Annotated in this window: 10 protein-coding genes and 1 tRNA gene; 9 read left to right on the top strand and 2 right to left on the bottom strand. The window is 69.0% G+C overall.

Annotated elements, in window-relative coordinates; all coding sequences use genetic code 11:
• The coding region (locus ACFE7U_RS12080; RefSeq protein ID WP_375409973.1) for an FAD-binding oxidoreductase at nucleotides 1-1,331 on the bottom strand (1,331 nt) is incomplete at its 3' end.
• Between the two features lie 150 nt (nucleotides 1,332-1,481).
• Between ACFE7U_RS12080 and ACFE7U_RS12075 the strand changes: the two genes are divergently transcribed.
• The 9 genes from ACFE7U_RS12075 (at nucleotide 1,482) to ACFE7U_RS12035 (ending at nucleotide 9,780) form a co-directional block, all read left to right on the top strand.
• Nucleotides 1,482-2,180 (top strand): fumarylacetoacetate hydrolase family protein, encoded by a 699-nt coding sequence (locus ACFE7U_RS12075; RefSeq protein WP_375409972.1) that lies wholly within the window; start codon nucleotides 1,482-1,484, stop codon nucleotides 2,178-2,180.
• 50 nt (nucleotides 2,181-2,230) lie between these two features.
• Nucleotides 2,231-2,701: an NUDIX domain-containing protein gene (locus ACFE7U_RS12070; protein WP_375409971.1), complete on the top strand. Its 471-nt coding sequence runs from the start codon at nucleotides 2,231-2,233 to the stop codon at nucleotides 2,699-2,701.
• Between the two features lie 151 nt (nucleotides 2,702-2,852).
• A tRNA-Gly gene (locus tag ACFE7U_RS12065) sits at nucleotides 2,853-2,927 on the top strand.
• Between the two features lie 270 nt (nucleotides 2,928-3,197).
• On the top strand, nucleotides 3,198-3,986 hold the full coding sequence (locus tag ACFE7U_RS12060) for an ImuA family protein (protein ID WP_375409970.1): 789 nt from the start codon (nucleotides 3,198-3,200) through the stop codon (nucleotides 3,984-3,986).
• Nucleotides 3,987-4,050: 64 nt separating this feature from the next.
• The gene (locus tag ACFE7U_RS12055) at nucleotides 4,051-5,433 is read left to right on the top strand and encodes a DNA polymerase Y family protein (RefSeq protein ID WP_375409969.1); all 1,383 of its coding nucleotides are present in this window, start codon (nucleotides 4,051-4,053) and stop codon (nucleotides 5,431-5,433) included.
• The gene (locus tag ACFE7U_RS12050; RefSeq protein WP_375409968.1) at nucleotides 5,430-8,813 is read left to right on the top strand and encodes an error-prone DNA polymerase; all 3,384 of its coding nucleotides are present in this window, start codon (nucleotides 5,430-5,432) and stop codon (nucleotides 8,811-8,813) included. The genes ACFE7U_RS12055 and ACFE7U_RS12050 overlap by 4 nt, the downstream gene beginning before the upstream one ends.
• Nucleotides 8,814-9,038: 225 nt before the next feature.
• A complete protein-coding gene (locus ACFE7U_RS12045) occupies nucleotides 9,039-9,281 on the top strand; it encodes a hypothetical protein (protein ID WP_375409967.1) in 243 nt (80 codons plus the stop codon).
• Between the two features lie 65 nt (nucleotides 9,282-9,346).
• Nucleotides 9,347-9,562: a hypothetical protein gene (locus tag ACFE7U_RS12040; protein WP_375409966.1), complete on the top strand. Its 216-nt coding sequence runs from the start codon at nucleotides 9,347-9,349 to the stop codon at nucleotides 9,560-9,562.
• Nucleotides 9,559-9,780 (top strand): alkylphosphonate utilization protein, encoded by a 222-nt coding sequence (locus tag ACFE7U_RS12035; RefSeq protein WP_375409965.1) that lies wholly within the window; start codon nucleotides 9,559-9,561, stop codon nucleotides 9,778-9,780. The genes ACFE7U_RS12040 and ACFE7U_RS12035 overlap by 4 nt, the downstream gene beginning before the upstream one ends.
• A 38-nt stretch (nucleotides 9,781-9,818) precedes the next feature.
• Here ACFE7U_RS12035 and ACFE7U_RS12030 read toward each other — a convergent pair whose 3' ends face one another.
• The gene (locus ACFE7U_RS12030) at nucleotides 9,819-10,073 is read right to left on the bottom strand and encodes a hypothetical protein (RefSeq protein WP_375409964.1); all 255 of its coding nucleotides are present in this window, start codon (nucleotides 10,071-10,073) and stop codon (nucleotides 9,819-9,821) included.
• Nucleotides 10,074-10,298: the final 225 nt, after the last annotated feature.

Here is a 10,298-nt window from a genome sequence, read left to right as displayed (position 1 = left end):
ACGGGATCCGCGTATCGCGCCAGTTCGTCGCGTTTGATCTGGCCGATCCCATGCTCGGCGGCGATGGAGCCGTCCATCGCGTGCACGATGTCGTGAACGATCCGGTTGAAGCGGCCCCATTCCGACAGGAAGGTGGCCTTGTCCATGCCGATGGGCTGGCTGAGGTTGAAGTGGATGTTGCCGTCGCCGAAATGGCCGAAGGCGCAGACGCGCAGGCCCGGCATCGCGGCCTCGCAGGCGGCGGTGGCCTCCTCCAGAAAGTCCGCGAGACGGCCGAGCGGCACCGAGACGTCGTGCTTGATCGATCCGCCCTCCTGACGTTGAACCTCCGACAGGTTCTCGCGCAGCGCCCAGAGGGCGTCCACCTGCGCGCCGCTCGACGCGATGGTCGCGTCCTCGACGAGTTCCTCCTCGATGATTCCGGCCAGCATCTCCGTCAGGTCGTCGCCGGGAGATGCGCCGGGGCGGGTGGCCGAGAGCTCGATCAGCGCATAGGCGGCATGGTCCCCTGCCAGCGGCCGGCGGGCGCCGGGCAGGTGCCTGAGGACGATCTCGAGCCCAAAGCGGGGGATGTACTCGAAGGCGGTGAGGTCCGGCCCGGCTTGGGTCCGCAGCCGCTCGAAGACCGCCAGCGCCGCCCTCGGCGAAGCGAGGCCGACGAAGGCGACGGCGCGCGAGAGCGGCTTCGGGAACAGCTTGAGCACCGCGGCGGTGATGATCCCGAGCGTGCCTTCCGAGCCGACGAAGAGGTGCTTGAGATCGTAGCCGGCGTTGTTCTTCCGCAGGGCCTTCAGCCCGTTCCAGACCCGCCCGTCGGCGAGCACCACCTCGAGCCCGAGCACGAGGTCGCGGGCATTTCCGTAGGCGAGCACCGCGGTGCCGCCGGCGTTGGTGGCGAGGTTTCCGCCGATCCGGCAGGAGCCCTCCGAGGCCAGCGAGAGCGGGAACAGGAGTCCCGCCTCGCCGGCCGCGGCCTGCACGTCGGCCAGGGTCACGCCGGCCTCCACGGTGATGGTCGAGCCGAGAGGATCGAGGCCGCGCACCCGGTCGAGGCGCACAAGCGACAGCACGATGCCGCCTTCGGGCACGCCGCCGCCGACGAGACCGGTATTGCCGCCCTGCGCCACGACAGGGACCCGTGCCCCGGCGCAGGTCTCGATCACGAAGGCGACCTCGGCGGTATCGGCCGGCCGGACCACGGCGAGGGCCCGGCCCTGGTAGAGCCCGCGCGTCTCGACGAGGGCCGGGGCCATGATGTCGGGGTCGGTGAGGACATGCTTCTCGCCGAGCCGGCCGGCGAGGGTATCGAGGAGCGTCGCGGGTGGGGTCATGCGGGATCGCCTCTCGCGGGGTGAACGGTGGGATTCGGGCGACGACTGGTACGCCGGTGGCAGCTCACTATGATAGCGGGGAGGGACAGCCCGTGCAGGCCCGCCCCGCCCGCGGACCGAAACCGAGACACCAACAGAGCGAGGCCATCCATGCTGTCCGTCATCCCGAACCCGCCGCGCATCGTGCTCCCGATCGTGGGCAGCGACGACCTTTTCCCCGTGCGACGGGTCTACTGCATCGGCCGCAACTACGCGGCGCATGCCCGCGAGATGGGCGCCGACCCGGACCGCGAGCCGCCGTTCTTCTTCATGAAGCCGGCCGATGCCCTGCAGGTGGTGCCGGAGGACGCAGTCGCCGAGCACCCGTATCCGCCACGCACGGCAAACTACCATTTCGAAGTGGAACTCGTGGCAGCCCTGGGAGAGGGCGGCGCCGATATCCCGGTCGAGGTGGCGGGTCGCCACGTCTACGGCTACGCCATCGGCCTCGACATGACCCGTCGCGACCTTCAGGACGAGGCGAAGAAGCTTGCCCGGCCGTGGGATCTGGGCAAGGCCGCCGACTTCTCGGCGCCGATCGGGCCTCTGCACCGGGTCGAGGCGGTGGGGGGCCTGGCGAGCGGGGCGATCACGCTCGACGTCGATGGGGACCGGCGCCAGGCCGGTGACCTCTCGGACATGATCTGGTCGATCCCCGAGCAGATCGCGCTGCTCTCGACCTATTTCACCCTGGCCCCGGGCGACCTCATCTTCACGGGCACCCCCTCGGGCGTCGGGCCGGTGGAGCGAGGCCAGACTATGCTGGCGCAGATCGCCGGCCTCGGGACCATCAGTCTCGTCGTGACCTGAGGACCGGCAACGCGTCCGGCCTCGTGCCGACCTTCATCCCGACGGAAACCATGATCCTCGACCAGCCCTTCTTCAGACGCCTGTTCCATCTCGGCGCCCTCGCGCAGCGGGGGATGACCCTCGGGGTGCGTGGCGCCGCGATCGACGGGGAGGGGCGCGTCTGCCTCGTGCGCCACACCTACGTGTCGGGCTGGCACCTGCCGGGGGGAGGCGTGGAGGCCGGAGAGGATGCGGTCGGGGCCATGACCCGGGAGTTTCGCGAGGAGGCCGAGATCGCCCTCGACCCCGCCGTGCCGCTGCGGCTCCACGGCTTCTTCCACAATCGCGCCAGCTCCGGCCGGGACCATATCGCCCTCTACGTCGCCCCCGCCTTCAGCGTCCTGAAGGACAAGACGCCGGATCGGGAAATCGCCGCCTGCGGCTTCTTTCCGCTCGATGCCCTGCCGGAGGAGACCACCCGCGCCACCCGCGATCGGCTCGGCGAGATCCGCGATGGGCGGTCCCCCACGGCAAGCTGGTAGGCAACCGGGCACCCGGGCAAGCGAGCGGTCCGGGGAAAACGCGCCGGCTACCATCGTTCCGATTTCGGTGCTTGCCACGGCCGGCGGAATGGTGTTTAGAGACGCCGTCCGGGGCCGCCGGGGCACTTCCTCCTCTGCGGCACGGTTGTGAGCGGGTGTAGCTCAGGGGTAGAGCACAACCTTGCCAAGGTTGGGGTCGAGGGTTCGAATCCCTTCGCCCGCTCCAATTTACTCCATTTCTTTAGAGAGTTACGAGTTAGCCGCGAGAGCGGCCGAACTTGTTTGTGGCTCGGGGTTCCGTTCGGGGATCCTGGGCCATAATGCTGTCCGGTTGCGTGGACAACTTGAGGGAAGGCGAAGGATCTTCCTGTTCGCTTCCTTGAACCATCCTTCCTGTTCATATCTGCGCGGCGATGCCTGCGCCTGCTTGACTCCACCTTCAGCAGAGGATTGTTGGTAGAACAAACAGAGAACATTTATGATTCCCAAACGCCCCATGACCCTGCCCGCGTTGCGGCGCGCCATCTTGGCCTTGGAAACGAGTGGCGTGGCGCGTGCGGTCGATGGGGTGTTCGGCCTCGGCCTGCCGGAGCTCGACGACTGGCTCGGTGGCTTGGCCCGCGGAGCGCTGCACGAGATCTATGCGCGCGGTGCTGCGGATGCCGCTGCGGCGACCGGCTTCGGCTTGAGTCTGGCCCTGAGGGTCATGGGTAGCCGCTCGCTGGTCTGGGTGAGGCACGAGACCGCCGATGCCCAGGCGGGCGGGCTTTACGGCGATGGGCTCGCGGCGTTCGGGCTCGACCCCGCGCGGCTCCTCGTGGTGCGTGCCAGGGACCCGACAGCAACCTTGCGGGCGGCGGCCGAGGTTGCGCGCTGCCCAGCGATCGGCGTGGCCCTTGTCGAGATCTGGGGCAGTCCGAAGATTCTCGACCAGACGGCGAGCCGACGGCTGGCGCTGGCGGCGGGTGGTTCCGGTGTCACCATCGTGATGATCCGACTCGACGCCGCCCCCTGCCCGAGCGCGGCGGCCACCCGCTGGAGCGTCGCGGCCTCGATCTCGATGCCGCTGGAGGCGAACGCGCCCGGCCGCCCCGCCTTCGCCGCTGCGTTGCTGCGCAATCGGGTGGGGCTCGACCTTCGTACCTGGCACCTGGAGTGGGACCGTGACAGCCTCTCCTTCGCCTCGCCCGCCGCAGCCGCGCCGCTATCTCGCTTTGTGGTTCCCGTTCCTGTCGACCGACCGGTGGCAGCTGACGGCGCAACGCCGCGGCGGCGTACCGGCTGAGCCGTTCGTACTCGTCGAGGCGATCGGAGGGGCGTCACGACTCGCCGCGGTGTGCCGGAAGGCCATGGCGCTCGGGCTGAGCGCCGGCCTGACCCTCGCGGATGCCTGGGCTCGCATCCCTGGGCTCGCGGCGGCCGACCACGATCCGGAGGCCGATGCGGCACTGCTCGGCCGGATGGCCGAGGCCTGCGACCGCTGGACCCCGCTCGTCGCCCTCGACCCGATGGACGGGCTCATCCTCGACGTGACCGGCTGCGACCACCTCTTCGGCGGCGAGGCCTCGCTGCGAGGGGAGACCCTGCAACGGTTCCGGCAAGGCGGCTTTGCGGTGCGCGCCGTGATCGCCGGCACGCCCGATGCCGCGCGTGCCCTGGCCCGCTTCGGGAGAGAGACCGTCGTGCCGCCGGGCAGCGATGAGGCCGCCACGCGGCCTCTGCCGATCCTGGCGCTTGGACTGGAGCCGGAGACCCGAGCTTCGCTCTCGTTGGCCGGCCTGAGACGTATCGCCGACCTTGCGGACCTGCCGAGCCGGCCGCTTGCGGCCCGTTTCGGCCAGGACCTGCTGGCCCGTCTGCACTGCGTGCTGGGCCGGGAGGATCGTCGCATCACGCCGCTCCGGTTGCCCTTGGCCTATCGCCTGGAGCAGGCTTTCGCCGAACCGATCGCCCACGCCGTGGCGATCGAGGCGGCGCTTCAGGATCTCGTCGTCCGGGTCATGGATCTACTCGCGGTGGCTGGGTGCGGTGGGCGGGCCTTCGAGGCGAGCTTCTTCCGCACCGACGGCGCGGTCCGGCGCATCAGGGTCGAGACAGGCAGGCCCTCGCGCGATGCGCAGGCGATCCTGCGCCTCCTGCGCGAGCGGCTCGACGCGCTGGCGGATCCGCTCGATCCTGGCTACGGGTTCGACCTCGTCCGGCTCGCTGTCCCAATCGCCGAACCGCTGGCGGCGCTTCAGCTGGAGCTCGACGGCAGGGCTGCGGAGGCGGACGAGGTCTCGGATCTCGTCGACCGGCTCGTGGCGCGGTTCGGTGCCTCACGCGTCCTGCGTTTCGCAACCGTCGATACGCATGATCCAGTCCGGGCCTCGCGGCTGGTCCCGGTCTCGGCCACCTCGGTGCTGCGGGTGTCCTGGCCGCGGACGGAACCCGGCGAGCCGCCCTTGCGCCCGTTGCAGCTGTTCCAGCCGCCGCAGCCGATCGAGGCGATCGCGGAGGTGCCGGACGGGCCGCCGCTACGATTCCGCTGGCGGCGCGTGCTTCACGTGGTCGTGTACGCCGAAGGGCCGGAGCGCATCGCGGCGGAATGGTGGCGCCGGCCCGAAGCTCGGACGCGGGATTATTACCGTGTCGAGGATGCGGATGGTCGTCGGTTCTGGCTGTTCCGCGCCGGGCTCTACGAACGCGAGACCACGCGACCGCTCTGGTTCGTGCACGGGCTGTTCGCATGAGAGCCGACGCGCCGGCCTATGCGGAACTCGCCTATGCGGAGCTCGTAGCGGCCACGAACTTCTCGTTCCTGCACGGTGCGTCTCACCCGCAGCAGATGGTGTCGACGGCCCTGGCACTCGGCCATGCCGGGATCGGGATCGCCGACCGCAACTCGGTCGCCGGGGTCGTCCGCGCCCATGCGACGCTCAAGGAATTGCGTGCCGAGGGCGTACCGCCGCCCAGGACGCTTCGCGAAGGCTCAGGCCCCGGCGAACACGTCCATGTCGAGGACCCCCTGGCGGAGGGCGATCCTGTCTCACGCGGGGTGCTGAAGCGGCGGGCCGAGGCCTTCAGGCTCGTGGTCGGGGCACGGCTCGTCTTCGCCGACGGGACGCCGGACGTCGTCGCCTATCCGGTCGACCGGCCAGGCTGGGGCCGCCTCTGCCGTCTTCTCACCCTCGGCAACCGCCGCGCGCGGAAGGGGGCCTGCATCCTCCACCTCGACGATCTCCTGAGCGATCCGGAGGGCCTCCTGCTGATTCTCCTGCCCGAGCGTCGCGGCGACGGGGTCGCATCAGCGCTGGCGCGCATGCAGGAGGCTTCCCCCGGCGCAGTCTGGCTCGGCGCGTCCCTGCACAGGCGGGGCGACGACCTTCGGCGGCTCGCCCGCCTCAAGGCTCTCTCGTCGAGCGCGCGCGTGCCGCTGATCGCCGTCAACGACGCCCTCTACGACAGGCCGGGCGCCCGAGACCTGCAGGACATTCTGACCTGCATCCGGGAGGGCGTGACGATCGAGACGGCCGGCAGACGGCTCGAAGCCAACGCCGAGCGTCACCTCAAGCCGCCGGAGGAGATGGCGCGGCTGTTCCGGGACGTCCCCGAGGCCATCGCCGAGATCCAGAGCCTCCTGGCACGGATCGATTTCACGCTCGCCGAACTGAAATACGACTATCCCGACGAGCCGGTCCCGCTGGGCTGGAGCGCGCAGGGCTGGCTGGAGGAGCAGACCTGGGCGCGCGCCGGAATCCGCTATCCCGAGGGCATCCCGGCCAAGGTCGAATCACTGCTCCACGAGGAGCTCGCCCTCATCGCCAAGCTCGACTACGCGCGCTACTTCCTGACGATCCTCGACATCGTGCGCGTGGCCGAGAACAAGGGCATCCTCTGCCAGGGGCGGGGCTCGGCGGCCAATTCCGCCGTCTGCTACGCGCTCGGCATCACGGCCGTCGATCCCAACGAGCACGATCTCCTCTTCGCCCGCTTCCTCTCAAAAGAGCGGCGCGAGCCGCCCGATATCGACGTGGATTTCGAGCACGAGCGGCGCGAGGAGATCATCCAGTACATCTACGCCCGCTATGGGCGCCACCGGGCCGGCATCGCGGCGACCGTGATCAGCTATCGGCCGCGCAGCGCCATGCGGGAGGTCGGCAAGGCGCTGGGCCTCACCACGGACATCACCGCCCGCCTTGCCTCGACCCAGTGGGGAAGTTGGGGCAGCGAGATCAGCGACGCGCATATCCACCAGGCGGGGCTCGATCCGGAGAATCCCTCGATCCACCGCGCTCTGGGCCTCGCCCGCCGTCTGCTCGGCTTCCCCCGCCACCTCTCGCAGCATGTCGGCGGCTTCGTGCTCACGCGCGGGCGCCTCGACGAGACCGTGCCCATCGGCAACGCCGCCATGGCGGAGCGCACCTTCATCGAATGGGACAAGGACGACATCGACGAACTCGGCCTCATGAAGATCGATATCCTGGCGCTCGGCATGCTGACCTGCATCCGAAAGGCCTTCGATCTCCTGCGCGCCCACGGCATCGACGATCTCGACCTCGCCGGGGTGCCGAGGGAGGACGAGGCCGTCTACGCCATGCTGCAGAGGGCGGATTCGGTCGGCGTCTTCCAGGTCGAGAGCCGGGCGCAGATGAACATGCTGCCGCGCCTGAAGCCGAAGGAGTTATACGACCTCGTCATTCAGGTCGCGATCGTGCGGCCGGGGCCGATCCAGGGCGACATGGTGCATCCCTACCTGCGCCGCCGGGCCAAGCTCGAAGAGGTGACCTTCCCGTCCCCGGCGCCCTGTCAGGGCGAGGCCGATGAGCTCGAGCGCGTGCTCGTCAGGACGTTGGGCGTGCCTCTGTTCCAGGAGCAGGCGATGCGGCTCGCGATGGTGGCCGCCAAGTTCACCGACGTGGAGGCCAACCAATTGCGCCGGGCCATGGCGACCTTCCGCAACGTCGGCACCATCCAGACCCTCGAGGCCCTGATGGTCGAGCGCATGGTGGCGCGGGGCTACGCGAGGGATTTCGCACAACGCTGCTTCGAGCAGATCAAGGGCTTCGGATCCTATGGGTTTCCCGAGAGCCACGCGGCGTCCTTCGCCAAGCTCGTCTACATCTCCTCCTGGCTCAAATGCCATCATCCGGCGGTCTTCGCCTGCGCGCTCTTGAATTCGCAGCCCATAGGCTTCTACGCGCCGGCGCAGATCGTGCGGGACGCCCATGAGCACGGCGTCGAGATACGGCCGGTCGATGTCGGCCACAGCGTTCACGACAACACGCTGGAGCGCGACGGGAAGGGCGTGTTGGCGCTGCGTCTCGGCTTCCGGCAGGTGGAGGGGTTCAGCGAGGCTCACAGCCTTCGCATCGCGGATCTCCGCGGTGATGGGTTCGGCGACATCGAAGGGCTCTCGACCCGGACGCGGCTTCCCGCACGTGCCCTGCGCCTGCTCGCCGGGGCCGATGCGTTCCGATCCATGGGGCTCGACCGGCGTGCGGCCCTGTGGGCCGTGCGCCGCCTGCCGGACGACGCGCCCTTGCCTCTGTTCGCGGCGGCGGATGCGCGCGAACTCGGCCCGGAGCTGGACGTCCCGCTGCCGGCCATGTCGCTCGGCGCGCATGTGGCAGCCGATTACCGATCCGTGCGCCTCTCGCTCAAGGCCCACCCGATGCAGATCTTGCGGCCGATCTTCGCACGGGAGCGCGTCGCTACCTGCGCGGAGACCGCGATAGGGCCGGACAACAGCTTCTGCCGCACGGTCGGTGTCGTCCTCATGCGCCAGCGCCCGGGCGCCGGCAACGCCATCTTCATCACGATCGAGGACGAGACGGGGATCACCAACGTCGTCCTGTGGGCGCGAACGTTCGAGCGCTTCCGCCGCGAGATCATGAGCGCACGGCTCCTGCTCGTCGAGGGTCGGGTGCAGAGGAGCCCCGAAGGGGTCACGCATCTCATGGGGGAGCGCGTCTTCGATCGCACAGGAGAACTCAACGGCCTCTCGGAGGACACGAATGTGGCAATCCAGCTCACGCGCGCCGACGAGGTCGCGCATCCCCAGCAGCCGCGCGGCGTGTCCAGCCATCCCCGGAACGTTCGCATTCTGCCGAAGTCGCGGGATTTTCACTGAGACCGCTTTGACCCGATCATATTTTATGGCATGCCTCGCGCCGCAATAGCCTGCCAGGGCCGGGGTGTAGGGTTCTATCCTGTTCACCCGCCGCAATCTTTGTTTTGGCTTCGATCGACCCATTCGATCGACCTATGGGCTGCCGTTCGGCGGCCCTTGTCGTTTCAGGGCAGGCGTCCCGAAGAAGCCGGTTTCGTCCGTCCTCGCTGCGACCAGGAGATCCCGATGGCCATCAAGGCGCTTAACGACCGCAAGAAGCTGTCGAGCGACTTCAACGAAGCCAACGACACGTTCATCGACGAGGTGCTGAGCGCCTTCCAGGCGGGCCGGATCCCTCTGGAACTCGCCAGGGCCTATCTGGCGCATCCGGTCGCGATGATGCATTCCGACGGGGCGCAGGCCGTGGCGAACTACCTGGAGCGCATCCTGGCGCAGCGTCCGTCGATCGACTGGATGCCGGGCGAGTAGCCGCGGGCGGGGTGAAGCGGGACGCTTGCCCGGAACAGCTTCACGACAGGCAAGGAACACCCATCATGACCTCCGACGACATCGCCGACATGAAGCGCGCCCGCGCCAGCCTCGCGCGCCAGCGCACCGCGCTCGCCAAGCGCATCGGATCGAGCGAACTGGCGGCAGCCTCGGCGGCGGAGGACTTCATGCGCATCCTGCTCGCCATCGAGGCGGTGGACCGGGCGCTGGCAGAGGCCGGCCAGCCCTACATGTCGCCTCACACCCAGGCGAACCAGTGAGCGCCGAGGAGACACGGGACGCCAACGGCACCAGGCTCGACGAGGGCGATTCCGTGACGCTGATCAAGGACCTCAAGGTGAGGGGCACCTCGACGACACTCAAGCGCGGAACGCTCATCAGGAACATCCGCCTGACCGGCGACCCGGCGGAGATCGAATGCAACGCCGAGACCGTGAAGGGCCTCGTCCTCAAGGCGGCGTTCTTGAAGAAGGCCTGACGGTCGGCGCCCGCCGCGGGGGCAGGCTGCCGCCGGCCTCAGTCGTCGTTGGCGGTCTGGACCCGGATCGGCGAGCGGGTGAGGCTCTTGATCGCCCGCATCGGACGGCCCGACTTCTCGGCGATGGTGCGGTCCTGCTCCTCGATGACCTCGCGCGCCGGCTCGTCGCCGTCGAGCCCGCCCAGGATCTCCATCGGCACGCGACGGTTCGAGGCGCGGGAATCGTCTTCGTAGAGGACGTCGAACAGGACGGAGCCGCGCTCCTGCGGCTTCGATTTCGTGCGTTTGGCCATGGTGGATACTCGAAACGACGAGATGGAGGGAAAAGGTCGACGGCCACGGATGTCGGGCGGGGGGTGCGCGTACATCCGGCGTCACCCGAGGCCACCCGGTCTCGTGGCCGTCACCGATCAAGCGACGGTCGTCGCGATCAGCATAGCAGGGAGATGGTGACGCCGTCGCGGGTTTACAATTCTCCGCGTCGTTTCGGTGCCCCAGCGTTGCCATTGGGCGACGCT

The organism is uncultured Methylobacterium sp., from assembly GCF_964251405.1.
In the GTDB taxonomy this organism is placed as follows: Bacteria; Pseudomonadota; Alphaproteobacteria; order Rhizobiales; family Beijerinckiaceae; genus Methylobacterium.
The sequence above is the reverse complement of the archived record's forward strand: the minus strand, read 5'-3'. Positions and strand labels throughout refer to the sequence as shown.